This window comes from Stenotrophomonas sp. EMP41, from assembly GCF_047495535.1.
Classification (GTDB): domain Bacteria; phylum Pseudomonadota; class Gammaproteobacteria; order Xanthomonadales; family Xanthomonadaceae; genus Stenotrophomonas; species Stenotrophomonas sepilia.
Genome location: NZ_CP179923.1, coordinates 4,276,945 through 4,301,178 on the forward strand (window position 1 = coordinate 4,276,945; position 24,234 = coordinate 4,301,178).

General features: G+C 67.8%; 22 protein-coding genes and 1 riboswitch. Of the genes, 13 read left to right on the forward strand and 9 right to left on the reverse strand.

The genetic code is table 11. The features are described 5' to 3' along the window. Positions 1 to 125: 125 nt before the first annotated feature. Positions 126 to 761 (reverse strand): LysE family translocator, encoded by a 636-nt coding sequence (locus ACMGRF_RS19530; protein ID WP_111191095.1) that lies wholly within the window; start codon positions 759 to 761, stop codon positions 126 to 128. A gap of 90 nt (positions 762 to 851) precedes the next feature. Here ACMGRF_RS19530 and ACMGRF_RS19535 point away from each other — a divergent pair, with 90 nt between their 5' ends. The 3 genes from ACMGRF_RS19535 (at position 852) to ACMGRF_RS19545 (ending at position 3,368) form a co-directional block, all read left to right on the forward strand. Next, positions 852 to 1,253 (forward strand): acyl-CoA thioesterase, encoded by a 402-nt coding sequence (locus ACMGRF_RS19535; protein WP_021203756.1) that lies wholly within the window; start codon positions 852 to 854, stop codon positions 1,251 to 1,253. 43 nt (positions 1,254 to 1,296) lie between these two features. Next, positions 1,297 to 2,103 (forward strand): NAD-dependent protein deacetylase, encoded by an 807-nt coding sequence (locus ACMGRF_RS19540; protein ID WP_100479032.1) that lies wholly within the window; start codon positions 1,297 to 1,299, stop codon positions 2,101 to 2,103. 164 nt (positions 2,104 to 2,267) lie between these two features. Next, positions 2,268 to 3,368: an NADH:flavin oxidoreductase/NADH oxidase gene (locus tag ACMGRF_RS19545; RefSeq protein WP_100479031.1), complete on the forward strand. Its 1,101-nt coding sequence runs from the start codon at positions 2,268 to 2,270 to the stop codon at positions 3,366 to 3,368. Positions 3,369 to 3,371: 3 nt separating this feature from the next. Here ACMGRF_RS19545 and ACMGRF_RS19550 read toward each other — a convergent pair whose 3' ends face one another. Then, positions 3,372 to 4,283, reverse strand: a complete 912-nt coding sequence (locus ACMGRF_RS19550) for a LysR family transcriptional regulator (protein WP_049438538.1) — start codon at positions 4,281 to 4,283, stop codon at positions 3,372 to 3,374. 114 nt (positions 4,284 to 4,397) lie between these two features. On the opposite strand from ACMGRF_RS19550, the gene purU reads away from it, so the two are divergent. Continuing rightward, the gene (purU, locus tag ACMGRF_RS19555) at positions 4,398 to 5,249 is read left to right on the forward strand and encodes a formyltetrahydrofolate deformylase (RefSeq protein WP_049415819.1); all 852 of its coding nucleotides are present in this window, start codon (positions 4,398 to 4,400) and stop codon (positions 5,247 to 5,249) included. A 140-nt stretch (positions 5,250 to 5,389) separates the two neighbouring features. Here purU and pncA read toward each other — a convergent pair whose 3' ends face one another. The 4 genes from pncA to ACMGRF_RS19575 form a co-directional block, all read right to left on the reverse strand. After that, positions 5,390 to 6,016, reverse strand: a complete 627-nt coding sequence (pncA, locus tag ACMGRF_RS19560; RefSeq protein WP_414485500.1) for a bifunctional nicotinamidase/pyrazinamidase — start codon at positions 6,014 to 6,016, stop codon at positions 5,390 to 5,392. A gap of 55 nt (positions 6,017 to 6,071) precedes the next feature. Next, positions 6,072 to 6,743 (reverse strand): epoxyqueuosine reductase QueH, encoded by a 672-nt coding sequence (locus ACMGRF_RS19565; RefSeq protein ID WP_414485501.1) that lies wholly within the window; start codon positions 6,741 to 6,743, stop codon positions 6,072 to 6,074. 138 nt (positions 6,744 to 6,881) lie between these two features. Beyond that, positions 6,882 to 7,111, reverse strand: a riboswitch (cobalamin riboswitch). Positions 7,112 to 7,189: 78 nt separating this feature from the next. Then, positions 7,190 to 8,599, reverse strand: a complete 1,410-nt coding sequence (locus tag ACMGRF_RS19570) for a nicotinate phosphoribosyltransferase (protein WP_414485502.1) — start codon at positions 8,597 to 8,599, stop codon at positions 7,190 to 7,192. Positions 8,600 to 8,663: 64 nt separating this feature from the next. Continuing rightward, on the reverse strand, positions 8,664 to 9,713 hold the full coding sequence (locus tag ACMGRF_RS19575) for a bifunctional nicotinamide-nucleotide adenylyltransferase/Nudix hydroxylase (protein ID WP_049415811.1): 1,050 nt from the start codon (positions 9,711 to 9,713) through the stop codon (positions 8,664 to 8,666). Between the two features lie 194 nt (positions 9,714 to 9,907). On the opposite strand from ACMGRF_RS19575, the gene ACMGRF_RS19580 reads away from it, so the two are divergent. Both ACMGRF_RS19580 and ACMGRF_RS19585 read left to right on the forward strand, forming a co-directional pair. Further along, positions 9,908 to 11,800: a patatin-like phospholipase family protein gene (locus ACMGRF_RS19580; protein WP_049415821.1), complete on the forward strand. Its 1,893-nt coding sequence runs from the start codon at positions 9,908 to 9,910 to the stop codon at positions 11,798 to 11,800. 43 nt (positions 11,801 to 11,843) lie between these two features. After that, entirely contained in the window at positions 11,844 to 12,281 is a 438-nt protein-coding gene (locus ACMGRF_RS19585; RefSeq protein WP_263467849.1) for a hypothetical protein, read from the forward strand. Between the two features lie 448 nt (positions 12,282 to 12,729). On the opposite strand, the gene ACMGRF_RS19590 is transcribed toward ACMGRF_RS19585, so the two are convergent. Beyond that, a complete protein-coding gene (locus tag ACMGRF_RS19590; protein ID WP_049412618.1) occupies positions 12,730 to 14,097 on the reverse strand; it encodes a helix-turn-helix domain-containing protein in 1,368 nt (455 codons plus the stop codon). 115 nt (positions 14,098 to 14,212) lie between these two features. Here ACMGRF_RS19590 and ACMGRF_RS19595 point away from each other — a divergent pair, with 115 nt between their 5' ends. Genes ACMGRF_RS19595 through mmsB form a run of 5 tightly spaced genes read left to right on the forward strand, consistent with a single transcriptional unit; the run spans position 14,213 to position 19,752 of the window. Beyond that, on the forward strand, positions 14,213 to 15,718 hold the full coding sequence (locus ACMGRF_RS19595) for a CoA-acylating methylmalonate-semialdehyde dehydrogenase (protein ID WP_049412616.1): 1,506 nt from the start codon (positions 14,213 to 14,215) through the stop codon (positions 15,716 to 15,718). A gap of 14 nt (positions 15,719 to 15,732) precedes the next feature. Then, the gene (locus ACMGRF_RS19600; RefSeq protein WP_049412613.1) at positions 15,733 to 16,899 is read left to right on the forward strand and encodes an acyl-CoA dehydrogenase family protein; all 1,167 of its coding nucleotides are present in this window, start codon (positions 15,733 to 15,735) and stop codon (positions 16,897 to 16,899) included. After that, the gene (locus ACMGRF_RS19605) at positions 16,896 to 17,693 is read left to right on the forward strand and encodes an enoyl-CoA hydratase (RefSeq protein ID WP_049438560.1); all 798 of its coding nucleotides are present in this window, start codon (positions 16,896 to 16,898) and stop codon (positions 17,691 to 17,693) included. The genes ACMGRF_RS19600 and ACMGRF_RS19605 overlap by 4 nt, the downstream gene beginning before the upstream one ends. After that, complete coding sequence (locus tag ACMGRF_RS19610) at positions 17,690 to 18,865, forward strand: enoyl-CoA hydratase/isomerase family protein (RefSeq protein ID WP_414485503.1); 1,176 nt, start codon at positions 17,690 to 17,692, stop codon at positions 18,863 to 18,865. The genes ACMGRF_RS19605 and ACMGRF_RS19610 overlap by 4 nt, the downstream gene beginning before the upstream one ends. Beyond that, positions 18,862 to 19,752, forward strand: a complete 891-nt coding sequence (gene mmsB, locus ACMGRF_RS19615; RefSeq protein ID WP_414485504.1) for a 3-hydroxyisobutyrate dehydrogenase — start codon at positions 18,862 to 18,864, stop codon at positions 19,750 to 19,752. The genes ACMGRF_RS19610 and mmsB overlap by 4 nt, the downstream gene beginning before the upstream one ends. Positions 19,753 to 19,984: 232 nt before the next feature. Here mmsB and ACMGRF_RS19620 read toward each other — a convergent pair whose 3' ends face one another. Both ACMGRF_RS19620 and ACMGRF_RS19625 read right to left on the reverse strand, forming a co-directional pair. Next, positions 19,985 to 20,410 carry an organic hydroperoxide resistance protein gene (locus tag ACMGRF_RS19620; RefSeq protein ID WP_004153735.1) on the reverse strand — a complete coding sequence of 142 codons (426 nt, stop codon included), beginning with the start codon at positions 20,408 to 20,410 and terminating at the stop codon, positions 19,985 to 19,987. A gap of 111 nt (positions 20,411 to 20,521) precedes the next feature. Further along, a complete protein-coding gene (locus tag ACMGRF_RS19625; protein ID WP_099488069.1) occupies positions 20,522 to 21,502 on the reverse strand; it encodes a cation diffusion facilitator family transporter in 981 nt (326 codons plus the stop codon). A 208-nt stretch (positions 21,503 to 21,710) separates the two neighbouring features. Here ACMGRF_RS19625 and ACMGRF_RS19630 point away from each other — a divergent pair, with 208 nt between their 5' ends. Then, positions 21,711 to 23,165 carry a SulP family inorganic anion transporter gene (locus tag ACMGRF_RS19630; RefSeq protein ID WP_414485505.1) on the forward strand — a complete coding sequence of 485 codons (1,455 nt, stop codon included), beginning with the start codon at positions 21,711 to 21,713 and terminating at the stop codon, positions 23,163 to 23,165. A 420-nt stretch (positions 23,166 to 23,585) separates the two neighbouring features. Next, a complete protein-coding gene (locus tag ACMGRF_RS19635; protein ID WP_180879418.1) occupies positions 23,586 to 24,197 on the forward strand; it encodes a lysozyme inhibitor LprI family protein in 612 nt (203 codons plus the stop codon). Positions 24,198 to 24,234 lie beyond the last annotated feature (37 nt).

Genomic DNA, 24,234 nt, shown 5'->3' on the forward strand with positions numbered 1-24,234 from the left:
GGTCAGGCCTGTCGCAACGAAAAACCCCGGCCAGCGCCGGGGTTTTTCGTTTCTGTAGCGTCGAGCCATGCTCGACTGATCTCCGCAAACAGCAGTCGAGCACGGCTCGACGCTACAAGGAGCGGCTAGCGCCGCCCTTCCACCGCCATGCGCACCGCCAGCCCGGCCAGCACCGTGCCCATCAGCCAGCGCTGCACCCTCTGCCAGGTGGGGCGTGCGGCCAGGAAGCCGGCGATGCTGCCGGCGGTCAGCGCGATCATGCCGTTCACGCTGACGCTCACCAGGATCTGGGTGGAGCCCAGCACGATCGACTGCATCAGCACGCTGCCTTCGCTGTCCGGGTGCAGGAACTGCGGCAGCAGCGACAGGTACATCACCGCCACTTTCGGGTTCAGCAGATTGGTCAGGAATCCCATCGTGAACAACTTGCGCGGGCTGTCCTGCGGCAGGTCACGCACCGCGAACGGCGAACGGCCGCCGGGCTTGAGCGCCTGCCAGGCCAGGTACAGCAGGTACAGCGCGCCACCGATGCGCAGCGCCTCATAGGCGAACGGCACGGTCATCAGCAGGGCGGTGATGCCCAGCGCCGCGCACAGCATGTAGAACACGAAGCCCAGCGCCACCCCGCCCAGCGAGATCAGCCCGGCGAGCGGCCCTTGGCAGATCGAGCGCGAGATGACGTAGATCATGTTCGGCCCGGGCGTGAGCACCATGGCCAGCGAAACCAGCGCAAACGCCAACAGGTCGGAAAGTGCGGGCATGGGCGGTCCTGGCAGTGGGCGTGGCGCAGTGTAGCGCTGCCTGCACGGGGCCTGGCTTAAAATTGCCGCACCCCACACCGAAGCACCCCCATGACCCCGATCCCCGAGACCGTGCCGCCCACCGAAGTGCGCATGGCCGAAATCGTCTTCCCCAACCACACCAACCACCTCGGCACCCTGTTCGGTGGCCAGGCACTGGCGTGGATGGACAAGGCCGCCTTCCTGGCCGCCGCCCGCTATTCGCGCCGCACCGTGGTGACCGCGCGCAGCGACCAGGTCGACTTCAAGCTGCCGATCCGCATTGGCCAGATGGTGGAAACCATCGGCCGCATTGTCGAAGTCGGCCGCAGCTCGATGAAGGTCGAGGTGGAACTGGTCGCCGAGGACCTGCATAGCGGCGAGCGCAAGCTGTGTACCCGCGGCCACTTCGTGATGATCGCGCTGGACGAGGACGGCCACCCGATCGCGGTGCCGCCGCTGCCGGCCGCCTGAGCCGGCGCTTGCACGGGCGCTGCGGCGCCCCCATCTGGCAGCCATGACCTCGCCGCTGACCGACTTCATCGACCGCGCCCGGCGCCTGTTCGTGCTGACCGGCGCCGGTTGCAGCACCGCCTCGGGCATTCCCGATTACCGGGATGCCGACGGCCAGTGGAAGCGCACCCCGCCGGTAACCTACCAGGCGTTCATGGGCGAAGCGGGTACCCGCCAGCGCTACTGGGCGCGCAGCCTGCTGGGCTGGCCGCGCTTCGGCCTGGCCCGGCCCAACGGTACCCACCAGGCCCTGGCCGCACTGGAAAACAGCGGCAAGCTGCAGCTGCTGCTGACCCAGAACGTGGACGGCCTGCACCAGCGTGCCGGCAGCCACAATGTCATCGACCTGCATGGCCGCCTGGACCGGGTGCGCTGCATGGGCTGCGAGCGCCGCAGCGGCCGCGAGGATTTCCAGCAGCGGCTGCTGGACGCCAATCCAGGCTGGGATGCGCTGGAGGCCGGCATCGCGCCCGATGGCGATGCCGATCTGGAGACCGATTTCTCCACGTTCGTGGTGCCCGATTGCCCGTACTGCGGCGGCCTGCTGAAGCCGGATGTGGTGTTCTTCGGCGAGAACGTGCCGCGTGAACGGGTGGCGGCGGTGCACGATCACCTCCAGCAGGCCGACGCCGTGCTGGTGGTGGGCTCGTCACTGATGGTCTATTCCGGCTTCCGCTTCGTGCAGGCGGCGGCGAAGGCAGGGGTGCCGGTGGCGGCGCTGAACCGCGGCCGCACCCGAGCCGACGACCTGCTGTTGTTCAAGGATGAGCGGGACTGCGCTGAAGCGCTGGCCGCCTGGGCTTCGCGCTGAGCCGAGCATGGGCTCGGCTCTACAAGGGGCGAGGGCTTCTGTAGGGCCGAGCGCACGCTCGGCTGCTGCAGGTCACGCGAAACAGCGATCCATCCAGACGGTTGATTCGCAGGCCGTGCGGCGGTGCAATACGCCCCCTCTATCCGCCTGTCCCCCGCATCGCCGTGACCCAGCTGTTCTCGCCGATCTCGTTCGGCCCCCTGACCCTGTCCAACCGCATCGTCATCGCGCCGATGTGCCAGTACTCCGCCGAAGACGGTCGCGCCAGCGACTGGCACGCCATGCACCTGGGCAACCTGGCGCAGTCCGGCGCCGGCCTGCTGATCCTGGAAGCCACTGCGGTCGAGCCGCGCGGCCGCATCAGCTGGGCCGACCTGGGCTTGTGGGACGACGGTACCGAAGCCGCGTTGGCACAGGTGCTGGCCAGCGTCCGCCGCTGGTCGCCGATGCCGCTGGGCATCCAGCTCGGCCACGCCGGCCGCAAGGCCTCGGTGAAGCGCCCGTGGGACGGCGGCGGCCAGTTGCCAGCCGACGATGCGCGTGGCTGGTCCACCGTGGCGCCGTCGCCGCTGCCGTTCCATGCCGGCGATCCGGCACCGCAGGAGCTGGACGAGGCCGGCATCGCCGAGGTCATCGCCGCCTTCGCCGCCAGTGCGGTGCGCGCCGAGCGCCTGGGCTTCGAGCTGATCGAGCTGCATGCCGCGCACGGCTACCTGCTGCACCAGTTCCTGTCGCCGCTGAGCAACCGCCGCACCGACGGCTATGGCGGCTCGCTGCCGAACCGCCTGCGCCTGCTGGTGGAAGTATTCGACGCTGTGCGTGCGGCGGTATCGGACAAGATCGCCGTGGGCGTACGCATTTCCGCCAGCGACTGGGTCGATGGCGGCTGGGACCTGGTGCAGAGTGAAGCGCTGGCCCAGGTGCTGGACGCGCGCGGCTGCAACTTCCTGCATGTCTCCAGCGGTGGCCTGGACGAGCGGCAGAAGATCACCGTCGGTCCCGGCTACCAGGTGCCGTTCGCCGCAGCGATCAAGGCCAAGGTACGCATGCCGGTGATCGCGGTGGGCATGATCACCGAACCGGAACAGGCCGAGTCGATCCTGCGCCATCGCCACGCTGATGCCGTGGCCCTGGCGCGCGGCATCCTCTACGACCCGCGCTGGCCGTGGCACGCCGCCGCCGCATTGCGCGACAGCGTGGAACCGGCGCCGCAGTACCTGCGCTGCGAGCCGCGCGATGCGCGTGGCGTGTTCAAGGCGCGCTGAGGCTCACACCCGCCAGGCCGGCGCCATGCCGGCCTGCAGGTGCTCGAACAGCGCGCGGATCTTGGCGGTGAAGTCGCGGCGGTCGCTGACGCAGAAATAGACGTCCATCGGTTCCGGCCGCCACGCGCTGTCGGTACCGAACACCGCCTGCAGTCGGCCGTCGCGCAGGTAGGGCTCGGCCACGAACGCAGCCAATCGTGTGATGCCGGCACCCGCCGCCGCCAGCGACGCCAGCGCATCGATGTCATCGCAGACCATGCTCGGCGGCAGCGCGGCGTCCACGCGTTGGCCGTCCTTCAGCAGGCCCCAGCGCAACGGCCGGCCATCGGTGGGGAAGCGGTGCAGCAGCCCGCGATGGCTGCCCAGATCCGAGGGTTCCTGCGGGGTGCCATGGGCCTGCAGGTAGGCCGGCGAGGCGCAGAACACGAACGGCACGCGCGCCAGCTGCCGTGCGACCACACCGTCTTCCAGCTGCGCGCCGATGCGGATGCTGGCATCCACCGCCTCTGGACCATGCTGCACGGCACGGTCGGTCAGCCGCAGTTCCAGCTGCAGCTGCGGGTAGCGTTGCTGCAGTGACGGCAGCAACGGTGCCAGCACGTGGCGGCCGAACGCGCTGCTGCTGGCGATGCGCAGGGGCCCGGCCGGTTCGATATCACCGGAGGTGACCATCGCCTGCGCGCGCGCCAGGTCGCCCTCGATGTGGCGCACCTGCGCCAGGTACAGCGCGCCAGCCTCGCTGAGGGCCAGTTGGCGCGTACTCCGGTTCAGCAGCCGTACGCCCAGATGCGCTTCCAGCCGGTTGATGTTCTGGCCGACCGCGGTGGCGCTGATGCCAAGGATGCGGGCCGCGGCGGCAATGCTGCCGGTCTCTGCGGTGCGGGTGAAGCTGCGGATCAGTTGCAACAGGTTCATGACCGACCAGCTTGCCACGGTGATGGCCAAGTATCGCTTGGGACTGAACCAAGCGGTTCGGTTGCATCGGTGATGATCCGGCTGCTGGGCAGGAAGCTGCCCTACACTGTGGCGATGCGCCCCGATTCCATCCTCACCCTGTCCTGCCCCGACCGTACCGGCATCGTCTACCGCGTGTCCGGCCTGCTGTTCGACCACGGCTGCAATATTCTCGACGCCCAGCAGTTCGGCGACGAGGAAAGTGGCCGCTTCTTCCTGCGCGTGCATTTCGACCGCGATGCCAGCCTGCCGCTGGAGACCGTGCATGCCGCGATGGCCAAACTTGCCGAAGGCTTCGGCATGGACTGGCAGCTGCATGACGGCCGCCGCCGCGCACGCCTGCTGGTGCTGGTCAGCAAGCAGGGGCACTGCCTCAACGACCTGCTGTTCCGTGCCCACAGCGGCCAGCTGAAGGTCGATATCGCGGCAGTGGCGTCCAACCACGCCGACTTCGCGCCATTGGCCGCGTCCTACCAGGTACCGTTCCACCACCTGCCGGTGACCGCCGATACGCGTGCGGTGCAGGAGCAGCAGATCATCGACCTGGTCGAGCGTGAGCGCATCGACCTGGTGGTGCTGGCGCGCTACATGCAGATCCTGTCACCCACGCTGTGCCGCGCGCTGGCCGGCCGTGCGATCAACATCCACCACAGCTTCCTGCCCAGCTTCAAGGGCGCGCAGCCGTATCACCAGGCGCACGCGCGCGGAGTCAAGATCATCGGTGCCACCGCGCACTACGTCACCGAGGATCTGGACGAAGGCCCGATCATCGAACAGGACGTGGCCCGCGTCGACCACGCCATGGCGCCGCGCGAGCTGGTGCGGCTGGGCAGCGATACCGAATCGCTGGTGCTGGCGCGCGCGGTGCGCCGCCATGTGGAGCACCGCATCCTGCTCAACGGGCACCGCACGGTGGTGTTCCGGTAACGTGCTGCCCCTTCGGGGTTCGCCGGGCATGGCCCGGCGCTACCCACGGGTGTGATCCGGTGGTGCCGGCCGCTGGCCGGCAACTGCAGGGCTCCAGGCGTTGCCGGCCAGCGGCCGGCACTACCACCGGCGACCACGCGTCAGATGATCGCGATCCCCGCTTTGCCCAGCGCTTCGCGCACCATCGCGTTGTTGGCTTCGGTCACCGGCCGGGTCAGGTCCCACAGGAACTTCACCCGGAAACCGGACTTCACCGCGTCCTGCGCGCTCCACAGCACGCAGTAGTCCCGGGCCAGGCCACAGACGTGCACTTCACGGATGCGGCGCTCGTGCAGCCAGCCGGCCAGGCCGGTGGCCGGGCGCTCGCCATCGGGGCCGTGGTTCTCGCGGAAGGCGCTGTACGAATCCACCTGTGGGCGGGTGCCCTTGCGCAGGATCAGGTCGGCCGTGGTCCAGTCCACGCCCGGGTGCAGCGCGGCGCCATCGCTGCCCTGCACGCAATGGTCGGGCCACAGGGCTTGTGGCTGCGCGTGCAGCAGGATGGTCTCGAACGGTCGCTTGCCGGGGTGCTGGCTGGCGAACGAGGCGTGGTCGGCCGGGTGCCAGTCCTGGGTCGCCACCACGGTGCGGTAGCGGCGCTGCGCCAACAGGTCGGCAATCGGCGCCACCAGCGCATCGCCCTGGTCGCAGGCCAGCGCACCGCCCGGCATGAAGTCCGGCTGCAGGTCGATCACCAGCAGGGCGACATCGGCGGGCACGGCGGTCATGGCAGATCCACTACATCAGAAGGGGCGACCAGCGTGGCCGCCCCATGCCTGCACGTCAATCGCCCTGCGGCGTCCCAGCGTCCTGCCCGTAGTACAGCAGGCCGATCCTGATCCGCTCGCGGCCGTTCTCACGGCGATGGCGGTTGGCATCGCGCAGCGAGTACACGCAGCCGCAGTACTCCTGCTGGTAGAACTGCTCGCGCTTGCTGATCTCGATCATGCGGCTGGCACCGCCGCCCTTGCGCCAGTTGTAGTCCCAGTACTGCAGGCCTTCATAGCGCGAAGCCGCACGGATGCCGCAGTCGTTGATCTGCGCCATGTTCTTCCAGCGCGAGATGCCCAGCGACGAACTGATGGTGTCGTAGCCGTGTTCATGCGCGTACAGCGCGGTGCGCTCGAAACGCATGTCGAAGCACATCGTGCAGCGGATGCCGCGCTCGGGCTCGTTTTCCATGCCACGCGCACGGCTGAACCAGCTGTCGGTGTCGTAGTCGCAGTCGATGAACGGGATGCCGTGCTGCTCGGCGAAGCGGATGTTCTCCTGCTTGCGCAGCTCGTACTCCTTCACCGGGTGGATGTTGGGGTTGTAGAAGAAGATCGCGTAGTCGATCCCGGAAGCGGTGATCGCCTCCATCACTTCGCCCGAGCACGGCGCGCAGCACGAATGCAGCAGCAGGCGCTTGCCATCGGCGGGCAGGGTAAGGGTGGGGCGTTGGAACTCGGTCATCGTGGCGTGCGTCAGGGCGTGGAAGCGGTCTGGCCGGTTACCGTGAACAGGACGCGCGCGGCCATGCCGCCTGCGCATGCAGGCTGGCGATGGCCCCGGCACCCTCCCCGCGGAGAGTCCAGGTCGAATCAGGGGACGGTCGTGTCCCCCGGCCGGGGCCGGTCTTCGGGCTGATGGACACGGGCCGCAGCCCACCTACTCCCTGCCGCTTCCCAGGCGCGAGCCCAGTGCTGTTGGCAGGATTCGTTTCCATTCACCGCTGCGGGGCAGCTCCGGAATGGGCGCGCCAGGCGCCTTCACCGGATTCCCGTTTGAATCCTTCCCAGCGCCGGAGCGATGGGAGGGATACCTTCGGCGTGTGCAAAGTGGACCGGTTGGCCGCAGGGGTCAAGGCCCGGGGTCGGATCCCGTTGCCCCGCAACGGGCTCTGACCCCCGGAAACGCCTTCAGCGCCCCGCCGCCGCCCGGGCCCGGATGTCGTCCAGCCGCTGGTCGTGCAGCAGGCGGCCGTTCTCCCACACGGTCACCATTGCGTCCTCGAAGCCGTCCGGCAGGGTGTCGTCGCCGTTGGCCGGCAGTGGCACCGTATGCAGGCTGCCATCGTCCAGGCGGCGCAACAGGTGCATGCGGCCGCGCTTGCTGGTCTTGCCCGCATCGGTGACCGGATCCTTGTAGACGTCGATCCACTCACCGTCGACCCGTGCCGCCGAGCACTTCAGTGCGAACTTCTGGGTGTCGCGGTCCAGCCGCTGCAACAGCGCGCCGCCCATGCCGAAGGCCACGTTGTCGGCCGAATAGCCGTCGCCGGTGATGCGCTGCAGGATGGCGCGGATCGTATCCGGGTTGATGCCATCGCCCTGGATCACCCGCACGTGGTTGAGCACGCGGTAGCCCTTGCCGTTGATCACGTGGCCGAAGGCTTCATCCAGCCGGCGCAGGCTTTCGGCCACCACCTCCACCGGGTCGCCCGAGTCGGGACGGATGACCAGGGTGGCGCCCGAGGCGATCACTTCATCGCGCAGCGTCGTGCCCCAGTGCTCACTGATCGCGCGGTAGATGTCATAGCTGTCCGACACCACTGCCACGATCGCGCCCGGCGTGCCGAACTGGCGCAGCATGTTGCGGTAGGCGTCCACTTCGCGCTCGCGGCCCCAGCTGGTGATGGTGCTGTGCTCGGCGGCGGGAATCGAATAACCGGCCATTGGCGCGTGATAGTGGGCACGGGCCAGGCACAGGGCCGATACGGTGTCGGTGCCGAGGAAGTTGACCAGGTGTGCGGCACCGCCCAGCGCGGCCGATTCCAGGCTCGATACCCCGCGCGCGCCGAAGTCGTGCAGCTTGAACGGCAGCTGCCCCTGCGGATCGTCGCTGGTCCGCTGCAGGAACGCAGCAATGGTCTGCCGTGCATGCCAGCTGATGGTGGCCACGGTGACCGGGTACCACACGCGCAGCAGCAGCGTTTCCAGGTACGACGGCACCCAGAACGCAGCCGGATCGGTCGACTCGATGGTCATCAGTGCCTGGTGGGTGGGCACCACGCTACCCTCGGGAACGGCGCGGATGCGCACCGGCAGGTGGCCGCCAAGCCGGTCGACGATATCGCGCCAGCCGGCCTCGTTGAACGGTTCGCCGTGCGCGGCGAATACCGCAGCAGCCTCGTCGATGTCGGCGTGGGTGACCGGTCGTGCCAGCGCCTCCTTGAGGATCGCCTGCAGGCCGAAGAACACCGTGCGATCGTGCAGGCCGCCACGTGATTCCACATAGAAGAACGTGGCATCGGTACCCGGCGGGTACTGCAGCCAATGGCTGGCCTTGTAGCTGTCGGTATTGAGGAGAAGATTATCGAGGTAGTGCATGACGGAAGCTCCTTCGCGTCGAGTGACACCAGCGGTCTATCCGCCGGCGGGGAGGCCGGGCCTGTCAGCCGCGGCCGAGGAAATACTCCAGGATGTGCAGGTGGTCTTCGAACAGCTGCGGGCCCATGTCCAACGCCTCACTCACCGGTATCCAGCGCGCCTTGTCGGCGTCGTCGCCACCGCGCACCGGCGGCAGTTCGCCGGCCGGGAATTCGAAGTGGAAACCGTGGGTGATGGTGCGGCCGCGCTGGCTGCGGTCGGGGTGGTCGAAGACCTGCTGGCCCTTCAGCGAACCCTTCAGCACCGGCAGCGGAATCTTCAGACGGGTTTCCTCGCGCAGTTCGCGCAGGCAACTGTCCAGCAGGCTCTGCTCCTGGCCGACGAAACCGCCGGGCAGCGCCCATAGCCCCTTGCCGGGTTCCGAACGGCGACGCACCAGCAGCACGTGGCCTGAATGCACCACCACCGCATCGGTGGTGACGAAGGTGGGCGCGTAGGGTGCATCCTTCCAGGCGGCCTTGTACTGTTCGATGAAGCGGTACTCGGCCACCAGCTGGGCATACGCAGGCGCGCTCTTGCGGAACGCTTCGAGCATGTCGAACACCGGCGCCGGCACATTGCCACGCAGCATCAGCAGCGCGCCGTGGAAGTCGACGTCGCCGGCCTCGAACAGGTAACGCCGCAGTTCGGTGGCCGACAGCGTGGCGGTGTGCTGCACGTCCACCAGCGGCCATTGCGGGAACTCCCGCAGGTAGTAGCTGGAGGCATCCTTGTCCATGCCGATCAGGCCCACCTTTGCATCGGCGGCGGCACCGTCGTTGCGCAGGGCGTCGGCCACCTGGCGCTGCACGTTGGCGATCCACTGTGCTTCGTTGTACAGGTGGTCACGCAGCGGGCGGATCAGCAGGCGGTCGGTGTGGCCATCGAGGGCGGCCTGGATCATCACGGCGCGTTCGGCCACGGTCCAGGGATTGCGGAGGCTGCGGGGAGTATCGGCAGAGCCGACCAGGAAGATCAGCTTGCGGGCCCGGCTCAGCGCCAGGCGGGCAACGGCGGCGTGGCCGTTGTGGAAGGGCTCGAATCGCCCGATGAAGACGAGATAGTCGAATTCCATGAGAATCCCTCATGTCGTTGTGGCAGCCGCGGGTCTGTCCCTTGGCTTGCTGCAGATGCTACGCCGATGGCGGGGCCGGTCAAGCCTGCAGGCCTGCCATCTGCTGAACGCCGCAGATTCCTGCCCGGACTGCGGTGGTGTTCTCAGGCCCTGAGAAGCCGCTGCGCCATACTGGCATCCACGCGGCGGACGGCATGCTCGGGGGCAAGACGGTGGCGGACAAGTACTGCGATCTGGTCATGAAAGGCGGCATCACCAGCGGCATCGTGTACCCCAATGCGGTACTGGCGCTGGCACGCGAGTACCGGTTCAAGAGCATTGGCGGCACCTCTGCCGGCGCCATCGCTGCGGCGGTGGCGGCTGCGGCGGCATGCGGTGATCGCCGCCAGCAGGCCGGCGAGCACCTGCCCGGTGATGCCGGTTATGGCGGGCTGTCGGCAGTGTCGGCGCAGTTGTCGCGGCGGGGGTTCATCTACAGCCTGTTCCAACCGGCGCGGGGCGCGCGCGCGGCCTATCGGCTGCTGGTGGTGCTGACCGGCAATGCCAGCTTGCCGCACAAGCTGCTGTGCCTGGCGGTGGCGGTATTCGAGATCGCGCCGCTGGAAGTGCTGGTGTCGCTGGCGCTGCTGCTCGGCCTGGGCTGGTGGGGCGGGGGCTGGAGCGGCGTGGCCGCGACGCTGCTGCCGTCGCTGCTGTGCGCCTACGGTGCAGGCGTGGCCGGAGCCGCGCTGCGGGTGGCGCGGGTGGCGCGGCGCAACCTGCTGGGCCTGTGCAGCGGCCTCGGCCGTGATGCACGCAAGCCGGCGTTGACCGAGTGGCTGCACGAGTGCCTGCAGCAGTTGTCCGGCAAGCCGCTGGATGCACCGCTGACCTTTGCCGACCTGCACGACGCGCCGCGCTATGCCGGCGAGCCGGACAGCCCGCATGCGATCAGCCTGCAGATGATCACCACCTGCGTGTCGCACAACGAGCCGCGCACACTGCCGCTGGGCGGCGCGCAGTTCTGGTTCCTGCGCGAGGAGTTCGAGCAGCTGTTTCCCGCCAGCGTGGTGCAGTGGCTGGTGACGCAAGCCGGTCCGCCGCTGGAGGTGGAAGGGCGCCGGTACTACCACTTGCCGCAGGGCCCGAAGCTGCCGGTGCTGGTGGCCACGCGCATGAGCCTGAGCTTCCCGCTGCTGATCAGCGCGGTGCCGCTGCATGAGCCCTCGCGCCGCGAACGCCGCTGCGAACCGACCGCGCCGGCAGCCGACCCGGAGCACAACGTGGCCGACAGCATGGAAGGGCTGACCAGCGCCGGGCAGACCTGCGGCCCTGTGATCACCGCGTTCCGCATCTGCTGGTTCTCCGATGGCGGCATCAGCAGCAACTTCCCGATCCATCTGTTTGATGCCGCGCTACCGCGCTGGCCGACCTTCGCCATCAACCTGGTCTACCCGCAGCATGCCGAAGACGTGGGTCGCGGCAGTGATGGCCGACAGGCGCTGGAACGTGCCGTGTTCCTGCCCACCGAAAACCGCCACGGTTGGCAACGGCATTACCAGTCCATTGCCACGCCGCTGGCCGCAGCCGAACTGGGGCGCTTCCTGTTCGCCGTCGTGGCGACCATGCAGAACTGGCGCGACCTGCTGCAGGCGCGCGCACCGGGTTATCGCGACCGCATCGTGCACGTGAGCCTGCAGGGCGACGAGGGTGGCATGAACCTGGACATGCCGCAGGAGGTGCTGACCCGCATCGCCGACAAGGGCAGCCTGGCGGGCGCGCGCTTCTGTTCGTTCTCGTTCGGGAACCACTACTGGATCCGCTGGCGCAACCTGGCCTCGGCCTACCAGCGCTACACACTGGAAGTGGCGCGTACCGACGACCCGGCGCAGCAGGTGCTGGCCTACCGCGCGGCGTACTCGATGGTTGCCCGTGGCGAGCCGGCACCGCCGTCGTACAAGCTGGGCTCGGAAGACAAGCGTCGCGGCTCGCAGCAGCTGTGGGCGCAGATGGTCGAGCAGGGCCGAACCTGGGAAGACCTGGGCCCGGACCTGACCGATGGCGCACCGCGCCCGCTGCCGCAGATGAAGGTGACGCCGATCTACTGATCGGCGCCGATACAATTGCGCGTCTCGCTGCAAGGAGTTTTGGATGTCTGCCCGTCAGGAACTGCTGGATCTGCTTGAACGCCTCGATATCCGCGACCCGGAGCACCTGCCGGTTGTGCCACTGGCCGCGTACTTCGAAGGGAACGATTTCGAAGAGTGCATTGCACCGAACCAGTGGGGCTACGGCCGCCCGCCGATTGCCGAGCTGTACGCACGCCTCGCTGCGATTGCCGAAAAGCCCGAAGTGGAAGGTGTCTACGTGGGGCTGCACCAGGACTGGGGCAGCGCACTGGACGACGACAGCGAATGGCCTGCCGCGGAGAACGTGCACGTGCTGACCAGTGCCGACGTCGAGACCGTGGAAGGCTGGCTGCAGGGTCTGGAGTGCGACGGCGTGGGCGAAGGCTGGCCGTACGGCCAACACATCGACGCACCCGTGCCCTCGGGAGGCCACCGCGTACTGACCGTGTTCTGGGACTAGAACGCGCCAACCAGGGTTGGCACCTAATGGGGTCAGAGCCCGTTGCGTGGCAACGGGATCTGACCCCGTGCCGTTCCAACAGCCGCGGAAACTGTCGAAGGTGGGGTGGGTCCGGTTGCAGGGGCGTGAGCCGCATGGGCCCGAGGCGTGCCTCGGGCGGGTTGGGCAGGACGCCCAACCCCGGTCTTGCCGTGTGCGCAGGACAGCGCACACGAGCAAGCGGCGACCGGGCTTACATGGGTGAGGGCGCTTTGCTTGCGAAGCACTGCTTCGCAAGCGCCCGAACGCACAGCCGCCAGCGGCTGGGCCGGGCCCCGGAGGGGTACTTGCAGCGTCCCCTGCAACCGGATCCACCCCGCCATCTCCCGGAATGCCCGCTTCTGCTTTTGAGGTTGCCGGCCAGCGGCCGGCACTACCGCAGGTGCAGGGCGCAGCCCTGCAAACCCCCCTACCTCCCCGGCAGCTGCGCGAACGCGCGCTGCATGCAGTCCTCGCGTGGGCACACCCGGCAACCCGGTCCGATCGATACCGAGTTGCCCGGGCTCTGCACATCCAGCCCCAGTGAATACACCAGTCGCTCGGCATGCTGCAGATCGCAGCCCAGCGCCACCGCGAAGGTCTTGCGGGGCTGGCCATGCCCGACCGGGCCACTGCTGACCTGCCGCGCCAGCCAGAAATGGCGGCGCCCGTCGGGCATGCGCGCGGTCTGGGTAAGGATGCGACCGGGCTGGTTGAACGCTTCGTAGACGATCCACAGCGGGCACGAACCGCCCACCTGCGAGAAGTGGAAATCGGTGGCCGAATGGCGCTTGGATACGTTGCCCGCGCGGTCCACGCGGATGAAGAAGAACGGCAGGCCGGGCGCACTGCGCCGTGCCAGCGTGCTCAGCCGGTGGCAGACCGCCTCGAAGCCGACGCCGAACTGGTGCGCCAGCAGTTCGATGTCGTAGCTGCTGGCCTCGGCCGCACGCAGGAAGCGCATGTAGGGCATGACCAGCGCGCCGGCGAAGTAGTTCGAAAGACCCACCCGCGCCTGCGCGATGCGTGCGTCATCGGTGAAGCCGGCACGCGCCACCACCGCATCGATCTGCGGCAGGTAGCCGTGCAGGGCCAGTTCGGCGGCCATCTGGAACGCCTGCTGGCCCGGTTCCAGATAATCGGGTAGCCACAACCGGCGCGTGCCGGCGTCGTACTGGCGCTTCTCGCGCCCGGCCTGCAGCGCGGCCACTTCCACCAGCACGCCGTGGCGGTCGGCCAGCAGCTGGCGCAGGCGTGGCGCCACATGCCCGGGCGACAGCCCCCACTCGGCGAACAGGCGTTCGGCCAGCTCGTCCAGTTCGGGAATGTGGTTGTGCATGCGGTTGAAGAACTCACGCACCTGGTCACCGGCGGGCAGGGTGCTGCCGGCGCCGGGCTCGCCCAGTTGGAACTCCAGCGCGGCGGCATGTTCGCGCAGTGCCAGATGGCGGCGATGCAGGTCCAGCAGCGCGCGGCTGACCTGCGGCAGGTTGCCCGCCAGGGCGCGCAGTTCGGTCGCGCTGACTTCGGCCAGGCCCAGGTCGCGCAGGGTCTCGCCCAGCGCTTCCTGCAGCGCGGCGGGTTCATCCTCGTCGAACAGTGCGGAAACGTCGCCCAATACCTCGCCCAGCTTCTTCTGCACCGCTGGTGTGAGTGGGCGCTTGTTGCGCTCGATCTGGTTCAGGTAGCTGGCCGACAGCCCCAGCGCACGCGCCAGGTCAACCTGGCTGTAGCCGCGCTGTTCGCGCAGCCGCAGCAGGCGCAGGCCGAGTTGCCGCTGGGGAGCTGAGAGATTCACAGAATTAACAGGAATCGTGGGGCGTGTTGGCCAGATTAAGCGGATTCAGCCCAGAAATCGAGACGGGTGCTGTGAATAATGCCAAGCATCTTTCGCACCCCGTGGGATTGTCGTCATGACTGTTGCAGCGCCCCGTATCCGCATGCTGATCGATGGCCAGTTCGTTGAATCGGCCACCTCCCACTGGCAGGACGTGATCAATCCGGCCACCCAGGACGTGCTGGCCAAGGTGCCGTTCGCCACCACCGGCGAAGTGGACGCCGCCGTCGCCGCCGCCAAGGAAGCCTTCAAGACCTGGCGCAAGACCCCGATCGGCACCCGCGCGCGCATCTTCCTGAAGTACCAGCAGCTGATCCGCGAGAACATGAGCGAGCTGGCCCACATCCTCACCGCCGAACAGGGCAAGACCCTGCCCGACGCCGAAGGCGATGTGTTCCGCGGCCTGGAAGTGGTCGAGCACGCCGCCGCCATCGGCAACCTGCAGCTGGGCGAGCTGGCCAACAACGTGGCCAATGGCGTGGATACCTACACGATCATGCAGCCGCTGGGCGTGTGCGCCGGCATTACCCCGTTCAACTTCCCGGCGATGATCCCGCTGTGGATGTTCCCGATGGCGATTGCAACGGGCAACACCTTCATCCTCAAGCCGTCCGAGCAGGACCCGATGGTCACCATGCGCCTGGTTGAACTGGCGCTGGAAGCCGGCATTCCGAAGGGCGTGCTGAACGTCGTCCACGGTGGCGAGGACGTGGTCAACGCGATCTGCGACCACCCGGACATCAAGGCCGTGTCGTTCGTCGGTTCCACCCGCGTCGGTACCCACGTCTACAACCGCGCCTCGCTGGCCGGCAAGCGCGTGCAGTGCATGATGGGCGCCAAGAACCACGCCGTGGTGCTGCCGGACGCCAACAAGGAACAGACCCTCAACGCGATGGTCGGTGCCGCCTTCGGTGCCGCGGGCCAGCGCTGCATGGCCGCCTCCACCCTGGTGCTGGTCGGTGAGGCGCGCAACTGGGTGCAGGACCTGGTCGAAAAGGCCAAGACGTTGAAGGTCAGCGCCGGCACCGTGTCCGGTACCGACGTCGGCCCGGTCATTTCCTGCAGCGCCCGCGAGCGCGTGGAAGGCCTGATCGCCTCGGGCGTGGAGCAGGGCGCCAAGCTGGTGCTCGATGGCCGCAAGCCGCAGGTCGATGGCTTCGAGAAGGGCAACTTCGTCGGCCCGACCATCTTTGCCGGTGTCACCACCGACATGCGCATCTACCAGGAAGAAATCTTCGGGCCGGTGCTGGTCATCCTCGAAGCGGAGACGCTGGAAGACGCCATCGCGATGGTCAACAGCAACCCGAACGGCAACGGCACCGCACTGTTCACCCAGTCCGGCGCGGCCGCGCGCAAGTTCCAGGAAGACATCGACGTCGGCCAGGTCGGCATCAACGTGCCGATCCCGGTGCCGGTGCCGCTGTTCTCGTTCACCGGTTCGCGCGCCTCCAAGCTGGGCGACCTGGGCCCGTACGGCAAGCAGGTGGTGCTGTTCTACACCCAGACCAAGACGGTCACCGCGCGCTGGTTCGACGACGAGACGCTGAGCCACGGCGTCAACACCACGATCAGCCTGAAGTAAGCGCAGGAGCAGCCATGAGCCACTCGATGACGACGGAACTGGACGAAGCACAGCAGGCGTACCGCGAGGCTGCGCGCGACTTCGCACTGGCCGAACTGGCGCCGCACGCCGCGCGATGGGATGCGGAGGGCATCTTTCCGCGCGAGGCGATCGCCAAGGCCGGTGAACTGGGCTTCTGCGGTCTGTACATGGACCCGGAAGTGGGCGGCAGCGGCCTGAGCCGCCTGGACGCCGCCGTCGTCATCGAGGAGCTCGCCAACGTCGATCCGTCGACTGCGGCCTACATCAGCATCCACAACATGGCCTCGTGGATGGTGTCCACGTGGGGCCAGCCGGCCCTGCGCGACGCCTGGGGCAGCGACCTGTCCTCGGGCAACAAGCTGGCCTCGTACTGCCTGACCGAGCCGGGCGCCGGTTCCGATGCGGCCTCGCTGAAGACCACCGCCGTGCGTGAGGGCGACCATTTCGTGCTGAACGGCTCGAAGGCCTTCATTTCCGGCGCCGGGGCCACCGAACTGCTGGTGGTGATGGCGCGTACCGGCGGTGCTGGTGCCGGCGGTGTCAGCGCGATCGCGGTGCCGTCGGACCTGCCAGGCATCAGCTTCGGCCGCAAGGAAGAGAAGATGGGCTGGAACAGCCAGCCCACCCGCGGCATCACCTTCGAAAACGTCCGCGTGCCGGCCAGCCACCTTCTGGGAGAGGAAGGCGGCGGCTTCAAGCTGGCGATGAAGGGGCTTGATGGTGGCCGCATCAATATTGCCGCCTGCTCGCTGGGTGCCGCGCAGGGCGCGCTGGATGCCGCGCGCCGCTACATGGGCGAGCGCCGCCAGTTCGGCAAGGCGCTGGCCGAGTTCCAGGCGCTGCAGTTCAAGCTGGCCGACATGGTCACCCAGCTGGTGGCCGCGCGGCAGATGGTGCACACCGCCGCGCGCAAGCTCGATGCCGGTGCCAGCGATGCCAACGTGTGGTGCGCGATGGCCAAGCGTTTTGCTACCGATGCGGGCTTCAACGTCTGCAACGAAGCGCTGCAGATCCATGGTGGCTACGGCTACATCCGCGAGTACCCGATCGAGCGCCTGCTGCGTGACTGCCGCGTGCACCAGATCCTGGAAGGCACCAACGAGATCATGCGGGTGATCGTTGCCCGCCACCTGCTCAACACCGAAGAGGAACTGCGATGAAGGATTGGCGTACCCAGGAGCACGTGGGCCTGAAGGTCGAGGTCGATGGCCACACCGCCGTGGTCACCCTGAACAACCCGCCGGCGCATACCTGGACCGTGCACAGCCTGTCGGCGCTGCGCGACCTGGTCGGCGCGCTCAACGCAGACCGTGACGTCTACGCACTGGTGATCACCGGTGACGGCGAGAAGTTCTTCTCCGCCGGTGCCGATCTCAACCAGTTCGCCTCTGGCGACAAGGCCGCCGCACGTGAGGCCGCGCGCCGCTTCGGTGAAGCCTTCGAGGCGCTGTCCGGTTTCCGTGGCGTGTCGATCGCCGCGATCAACGGCTACGCCATGGGCGGAGGCCTGGAATGCGCACTGGCCTGCGACCTGCGCATCATCGAAGAGCACGCCCAGGTCGCGCTGCCGGAGGCCACCGTCGGCCTGCTGCCGTGCGCCGGTGGCACCCAGAACCTGCCGCGCCTGGTCGGCGAGGGCTGGGCCAAGCGCATGATCCTGCTGGGTGAGCGCATCAACGCCGAGACCGCGCTGCGCATCGGCCTGGTCGAAGAAAAGGTCGGCAAGGGCGAAGCCAAGGCACTGGCGCTGGAATGGGCGAAAAAGGCCGGCAAGCAGAGCCCGACCAGCATCGCCGCCTGCAAGACCCTGGTACAGGCCACCCGCACCGGCACCCACGCCTCGGCGCTGGTGGCCGAGCGCGAAGCCTTCGTCGACCTGTTCGACACCGCTGACCAGGTCGAAGGCGTGACTGCCTTCCTGGAAAAGCGCGCCGCGCAGTGGAAGAACGCATGAGCACCGACACCGCTGCCGACGACGCACCGGTGCTGTTCGAGGAGCGCGTGGCCGGTAACGGCATGCGCATCGGCATCGCCACGCTCAACGCGCCGCGCACGCTCAATGGCTTCTCGCTGCCGATGGCACACCTGCTGCTGGCGCAGTTGAACGCCTGGGCCGACGACGACGGCATCGCCATGGTGGTGCTGCAGGGTGCCGGCGAAAAGGCGTTCTGCGCCGGCGGCGACCTGCACAGCCTGTACAAGGCCATGGTCGCCTTCCGTGAGGCCGGCCGCAGCGACATCCGCGAAAACGCCTATGCCGCCGAGTTCTTCGACGTCGAGTACCGCGTTGATTACCTCATTCACACCTATACCAAGCCGATCCTGTGCTGGGGCCACGGCATCGTGATGGGCGGCGGTATCGGTCTGATGTCCGGCGCCAGCCATCGTGTGGTCAGCGAGCGCTCCAAGCTGGCCTTCCCGGAAATCACCGTCGGCCTGTTCCCTGATGTCGGTGGCAGCTGGCTGCTGCCGCGCGTGCCGGGCAAGGGTGGGCTGTTCCTGGCGCTGACCGGGGCGCTGCTCAACCCGGGCGATGCCATCTACGCTGGCCTGGCCGATGTACATGTGCCCGAAGAGCGCCGCAGTGCGGTGTTCGATGCGCTGCTGCAGGTGGCCTGGTCCAGTGACCCCGCACACAACCACGAACGCCTGACCCATCTGCTGCAGTCGCATGCCAGCGATGCCGCCACCGGTCCGCTGCTGGCCAACGCGGCGCAGGTCGATGCGTTGTGCGAAGGCGATGACCTTGAAGCCATTGTCGCGCGCATTGCCGGCCTGCAGACCGATGATGCGTGGTTGCAGGCGGCACAGAAAACCCTCGCCGCCGGTGCACCGGGGTCAGCACGGTTGGCGTACGAGCTGCAACGCCGCAGTGCCGGCCAGGATCTCGCCGCGATCTACCGCCTGGAGTACATCGTCGCCCTGCATTGCGCCGCCCATGGTGATTTCGCCGAAGGCATCCGCGCGCTGCTGATCGACAAGGACCGTAATCCGCAGTGGAACCCGGCCACCCTGGCCGAGGCCACCTGCGCGTGGTCCGACACCTTCTTTGCTTCCCCCTGGGCCGATGCCGCGCATCCGCTGGCCGACCTGGGCACTCCCCTTGTTGAAAGGAGCCTTGCATGAGCCGCATTGCATTCATCGGGTTGGGCAACATGGGTGGCCCGATGGCCGCCAATCTGGTCAAGATCGGCCACAGCGTGCGCGTGTTCGATCTGGTGCCGGCCGCGGTGCAGGCCGCCGTCGATGCCGGTGCAAGCGCGGCGTCGTCGGCACGCGACACCCTGGCCGATGCCGAAGTGGTGATCTCGATGCTGCCGGCCAGCCGCCACGTCGAAGGCGTGTACCTGGGCGACGACGGCATTCTTGCCGCAATCCCCGCCGGTGCACTGGTCATCGACTGCAGCACGATCGCACCGGCCAGTGCCCGCAAGGTCTCGGAAGCGGCCGCCGCGCGTGGCCTGCAGATGATCGACGCACCGGTCTCCGGCGGTACCGCCGGTGCCCAGGCCGGCACCCTGACCTTCATTGTCGGTGGCGAAGAGGACGCGCTGGAACGCGCCCGCCCGGTGCTGCAGGCGATGGGCAAGAACATCTTCCATGTCGGCGCCAGCGGTGCCGGCCAGGTCGCCAAGCTGTGCAACAACATGGCGCTGGGCGTGATCATGGCGGTGACCGGCGAAGCCATCGCCCTCGGCGTGGCGCACGGGCTGGACCCGAAGGTGCTGTCGCAGATGATGGCGGTCAGCACCGGCCGCAGCTGGGCCACCGAAGTGTGCAACCCGTGGCCGGGCGTGCTGGAGAATGCGCCGGCCTCGCGCGGCTACAGCGGTGGCTTCGGCAGCGATCTGATGCTGAAGGACATGGGCCTGGCGGTGGAAGCGGCGATGAGCGTCGGCGCCTCGATCCCACTGGGCGAAGTGGCGCGCAACCTGTACTCGATGAACCATCAGGCCGGCCGCGGCAAACTGGATTTCTCCAGCGTCGTGCAGCTGATCACCAGCGACCAGTAACTGGTCGCTGGTCCGCGCATTCCACCTTATCCCCGCGCCGTTGGCGCGCCCCCTTGAACAACAAGGGGGCTCTTCTCCAGAAGGATGGATGCGCGCCGCAGCGAATGCGTCCCCGGCCACGTGCTGGGGGCCACCCGAGGTGGGATGGGCGGATGCCCGGTTTCGACCGGCATCCGCCCATTTTTTTTGCACCGCGCGCGGGTCTTGCCGGCCGCTGGCCGGCAGCACCGCATCAGGCAACGATCAGCGTTACATCAATGTTGCCGCGGGTGGCGTTGGAGTACGGGCACACGATGTGCGCCTTCTGCACCAGTTCTTCCACCTGCTCGCGCGGCACGCCCGGCACGTTGATGGTCAGCTCGGCCTCGATGCCGAAGCCGGTCGGGATCTGGCCGATGCCGACCTTGCCGGTGACGGTGGTGTCGGCCGGCAGCGCGACCTTGGCCTGGCCGGCCACGAACTTCAGTGCGCCCAGGAAGCAGGCCGAGTAGCCGGCGGCGAACAGTTGTTCCGGGTTGGTGCCCGGGCCGCCGGCGCCGCCCAGCTCGCGCGGGGTCGACAGCTGGATGTCCAGCACGTTGTCGGAGGAGACGGAACGGCCTTCGCGGCCGCCGGTGGACGTGGCCTGGGCGGTGTACAGAACCTTTTCGATGGACATCGGGATGCTCCTGGTCAGTGGGTGGGTGTTGCGTTGGAGCCTACTTTGCCCGCTTTCCGCGTACGTTGGGTTGCAACGCGTACGAAAAACTTGATCGATCGTCCTGCCGGCCTAGATCGTCCACTCGCGGTCGGTGGTGAACATGATGGTCAGCCAGCGGTCCGGCGAAGCCTCGCCCAGCGCGTCGCCGATCTCGTCGCGCAGCCGGTCCCATTCCACCAAGGGCCGCGGCGGGTCGTCTTCCGGCACCACGAAGAACAGTTCGATCTGTTCGCCACGCCCCACCTGCGCCACGTAACTGCGGTGCTCGACGAAGCCGTGCCTGGCCACGATCCCGCGTGCCACCGCATCCACATGCGCCTGCAGCTCCGGCGGGGTGACCAGCAGGATGCCGGCCAGCGCCCGGCGCACGGTGCCGAGCGGGGCGATCATCACCAGCACGCAGACAAAGGCAAGGATGGCTGGGTCGATGTACGGCCCGACCCAGGCCAGCGAGGTGCCCTGCACCAGCACGCCGCCGAGGAAGGCCAGCAGATAGCAGGCCGACATGCTGGCGGCGATCACCCAGTTCTTCGCGTCCAGCGCGATGAACTCCGAACCGATGCGGCGGTTGGCGCGCAGGATGAACCCGGCCAGCGCACCTTCGCCAACGATCGACAACCCGGCGAAGGCGATGGCCGGACCGAGCGCGATGTGGCGGCCGCCGGACATCAGCGCATCCACCGCATTGACCAGCGCATACAGCGCCGCGCCGATCATCAGCGTGCCGCTCACCCCCAGCACGATCGGCTCCAGGTGCCAGAAGCCCATGGTGAAGCGCTGGTTGAGCCGCGACTGCAGCGCGTCGGTGCTGGTTGAAAGCGCGATCAGCCGCGCGACCAGCAGCGACAGCCAGGTCATCACCACGTCGATCAGGCCGTAGATGCCGTCGAAGATGATCAGCGAGGAATTGGCCAGTAGGCCGAACACCACCGCTGCCGCAGCCAGCAGCAGTGAGGCGGCGATCGACAGGCGCAGCACGCCCTGTTCGGTTGCGGGGTCGAAGAACTGTGGGCGGTGAGTGGCCATGCCCCGATTGTAGAGTGGAGCCATGCTCCGCTGCCGTTGCGGCCTGCCGACGCTGTCCCCGGGTAGCCCTGTGCCGTAGACTGCGTCCCTCCCACGTACCGATTCCCGCCTGCAGTGATCACGCCACCCTGACCCTTGCCGCACCTCGGCAGCCGGCCCGCCCGGCTCAGGATCCCGTGTCTTTCCACTGCAGCGCCTCGCGGCCACGCCCGCGTGCGCGCGGAGTTTTTCCATGCAAACGTCCTACCCCCTGCGCCAGCAATGGCTCGGCAACATCCGTGGTGATCTGCTGTCCGGCATGGTCGTCGCCCTGGCCCTGATTCCCGAGGCCATCGCCTTCTCGCTCATCGCCGGCGTCGACCCCAAGGTCGGCCTGTACGCCGCGTTTTCCATCGCGGTGGTCACCGCCATCGCTGGCGGCCGGCCGGGCATGATCTCCGCCGCCACCGGTGCAATGGCGCTGGTGATGGTCGACCTGGTCAAGGACCATGGCCTGCAGTACCTGTTCGCCGCCAGCATCCTGGCCGGCCTGCTGCAGGTGCTGGCCGGTGTGTTCAAGCTTGGGTCGCTGATGCGATTCGTCTCGCGCTCGGTCATCACCGGCTTCGTCAACGCGTTGGCGATCCTGATCTTCCTGGCGCAGATGCCGGAACTGATCGGCCGCGGCCCCACCGTCTACGTGCTGTGTGCCGCCGCACTGGCGATCATCTACCTGCTGCCGCGCCTCACCCGCGCTGTGCCTTCGCCGCTGGTGGCAATCGTCGTGCTCACCGCCGTAGTGATCGGCTTTGGCGTGGACGTGCGCAGTGTTGGCGACATGGGCCAGCTGCCGGACAGCCTGCCGCAGTTCCTCATCCCCGATGTACCGCTCAGCTGGGAAACGCTGCGCATCCTGCTGCCGGTGTCGGCCACGCTGGCCGTGGTCGGCCTGCTCGAATCGATGATGACCCTGCAGATCGTCGAGGACATCACCGAGACGCCCAGCGAGCGCAACCGCGAATGCGTCGGCCAGGGCGTGGCCAACGCGGTCACCGGTTTCCTCGGCGGCATGGCCGGCTGCGCGATGATCGGCCAGTCGGTCATCAACGTGACGTCTGGTGGCCGCGGCCGCCTGTCCTGCCTGGTGGCCGGTGTGCTGCTGCTGGTGCTGGTGGTGTACGGCAGCAACCTGGTGCGGCAGATCCCGATGGCTGCGCTGGTGGCGGTGATGATCATGGTCAGCATCGGCACTTTTAGCTGGCGCTCGCTGCGCGACCTGCGCACGCATCCGCGCAGTTCCTCGGCGGTGATGTTGCTGACCGTGGTGGTCACCGTGGCCACCCACGACCTGGCCAAGGGCGTGCTCAGTGGCGTGCTGCTGTCGGCGCTGTTCTTCGCCCGCAAGGTCGGCCGCATGCTGGAGGTGCAGTGCGAGGATGCCGGAGACACGCAGGTCTACCGCGTACGTGGCCAGGTGTTCTTCGCTTCCGCCGGCCAGCTGGGCGCGGCGTTTGACTACCAGCACGTAGCACCGAAGGTGCAGATTGACCTGCGCGATGCCCATCTGTGGGATCTGACCGCCGTGGCCGCGCTGGAGCGTGCGCAGGAAAAACTGGCCGCACATCGGGCGGAGGTGGTGGTGGTGGGCCTCAATGTGGCTAGCCAGACGCTGATCGAACAGGTGGGCGGGCGCGCGGGCGGGCATTGAGGCTTACGCTTCCTGCTTCTGCGACGAGGTGCACGCATTCTGAATCCGGTCAGGCACCTGAAACCGGCGCTGTCGTAGCATTGCCCGCGTGATGGGGCCGATGGACGGCCCCTCCCTGCCGGCACCGGCTGGCGACACGCAAGGGAGAAGCAGGCAATGCAGGAAATGAGCGCGCTTGGGCGCAATGAGCGGGTCGGCGTCGGCTGTGGGTATTGGAAAGTGCTGGCTCTGTGCCTGGCGCTCACCGCATGCCAGGCGCCTTCTTCCCAGGCATCGACCGAAACGGCGGCCCCCGCGTCGATTGCTGCGGCATCGGCGACAGCCCCTTCCGGCCCGGCATCGGCAGAATCCCCCCACTACCCGGATGCGTCCTATTCCGAGGGTCGCCTGCGCCCAGCCTATGGCTGGTGTGTGGATGGGGTGGAAGATGCAGGCAAGCTCCAGGCCTGCGGCAAGGACGAACTTGCCTACCAGGAAGCGCGTCTCGAAGCGGCGGCCAGCAAGGCGCTGGCCGGGCTCGACGCCGCTGCCCAGACGGCGTTCCAGGCCAGCCAGGCGAGCTGGCGCAGCGATACAGACCGTTATTGCCGCGATGTTCCCAACGGCAGCGTGCAGCAGCTGCAGGGCGCGCAGGAATGCCGCCTGTACCGTGTTGCCAACCGTGCCGACCAGTTGCTGGCGCAGAGCGCGCCGCCGGATACCTCGTATACCCAGGCAACGCTGCGTCCGGAATACACCCGTTGCGTGCAGGACGCCCGCGGCATGGACGACCAGCTGGAAGCCTGCGATACGGCCGAGCTCGCCCACCACAAGGCGCTGCTGGAAGCACAGGTCGCGCGACTGATGGACGGCCCCGACGGCCCGGCCAAGGACCGCTGGATGGATGAGCAGGCCAACTGGGCTGCAGATACCGAAAAGCGCTGTGCACCTTCCAGCGACCATGTGGGGCCGATGCTGGATGCTCAGTCGTGCCGCATCAACCGGTATGCCAACCGCGCCGTCGAGCTGCACATGCGGGTGCTGACGCCCTGATCCACGGTCGCCAGCAGGCAACTGCAACCGGTCAATC

What these genes read in the sequence shown, in the direction of transcription:
- ACMGRF_RS19580 (WP_049415821.1), top strand. Translation starts at nt 9,908, where the DNA reads ATGCTCGGGGGCAAGACGGTGGCGGACAAGTACTGCGATCTGGTCATG.
- ACMGRF_RS19570 (WP_414485502.1), bottom strand. Translation starts at nt 8,599, where the DNA reads ATGCACTACCTCGATAATCTTCTCCTCAATACCGACAGCTACAAGGCC.
- ACMGRF_RS19630 (WP_414485505.1), top strand. Translation starts at nt 21,711, where the DNA reads ATGCAAACGTCCTACCCCCTGCGCCAGCAATGGCTCGGCAACATCCGT.
- pncA (WP_414485500.1), bottom strand. Translation starts at nt 6,016, where the DNA reads ATGACCGCCGTGCCCGCCGATGTCGCCCTGCTGGTGATCGACCTGCAG.
- ACMGRF_RS19550 (WP_049438538.1), bottom strand. Translation starts at nt 4,283, where the DNA reads ATGAACCTGTTGCAACTGATCCGCAGCTTCACCCGCACCGCAGAGACC.
- ACMGRF_RS19625 (WP_099488069.1), bottom strand. Translation starts at nt 21,502, where the DNA reads ATGGCTCCACTCTACAATCGGGGCATGGCCACTCACCGCCCACAGTTC.
- ACMGRF_RS19600 (WP_049412613.1), top strand. Translation starts at nt 15,733, where the DNA reads ATGAGCCACTCGATGACGACGGAACTGGACGAAGCACAGCAGGCGTAC.
- ACMGRF_RS19540 (WP_100479032.1), top strand. Translation starts at nt 1,297, where the DNA reads ATGACCTCGCCGCTGACCGACTTCATCGACCGCGCCCGGCGCCTGTTC.
- ACMGRF_RS19575 (WP_049415811.1), bottom strand. Translation starts at nt 9,713, where the DNA reads ATGGAATTCGACTATCTCGTCTTCATCGGGCGATTCGAGCCCTTCCAC.
- purU (WP_049415819.1), top strand. Translation starts at nt 4,398, where the DNA reads ATGCGCCCCGATTCCATCCTCACCCTGTCCTGCCCCGACCGTACCGGC.
- ACMGRF_RS19620 (WP_004153735.1), bottom strand. Translation starts at nt 20,410, where the DNA reads ATGTCCATCGAAAAGGTTCTGTACACCGCCCAGGCCACGTCCACCGGC.
- ACMGRF_RS19605 (WP_049438560.1), top strand. Translation starts at nt 16,896, where the DNA reads ATGAAGGATTGGCGTACCCAGGAGCACGTGGGCCTGAAGGTCGAGGTC.
- ACMGRF_RS19565 (WP_414485501.1), bottom strand. Translation starts at nt 6,743, where the DNA reads ATGACCGAGTTCCAACGCCCCACCCTTACCCTGCCCGCCGATGGCAAG.
- mmsB (WP_414485504.1), top strand. Translation starts at nt 18,862, where the DNA reads ATGAGCCGCATTGCATTCATCGGGTTGGGCAACATGGGTGGCCCGATG.
- ACMGRF_RS19595 (WP_049412616.1), top strand. Translation starts at nt 14,213, where the DNA reads ATGACTGTTGCAGCGCCCCGTATCCGCATGCTGATCGATGGCCAGTTC.
- ACMGRF_RS19585 (WP_263467849.1), top strand. Translation starts at nt 11,844, where the DNA reads ATGTCTGCCCGTCAGGAACTGCTGGATCTGCTTGAACGCCTCGATATC.
- ACMGRF_RS19610 (WP_414485503.1), top strand. Translation starts at nt 17,690, where the DNA reads ATGAGCACCGACACCGCTGCCGACGACGCACCGGTGCTGTTCGAGGAG.
- ACMGRF_RS19535 (WP_021203756.1), top strand. Translation starts at nt 852, where the DNA reads ATGACCCCGATCCCCGAGACCGTGCCGCCCACCGAAGTGCGCATGGCC.
- ACMGRF_RS19530 (WP_111191095.1), bottom strand. Translation starts at nt 761, where the DNA reads ATGCCCGCACTTTCCGACCTGTTGGCGTTTGCGCTGGTTTCGCTGGCC.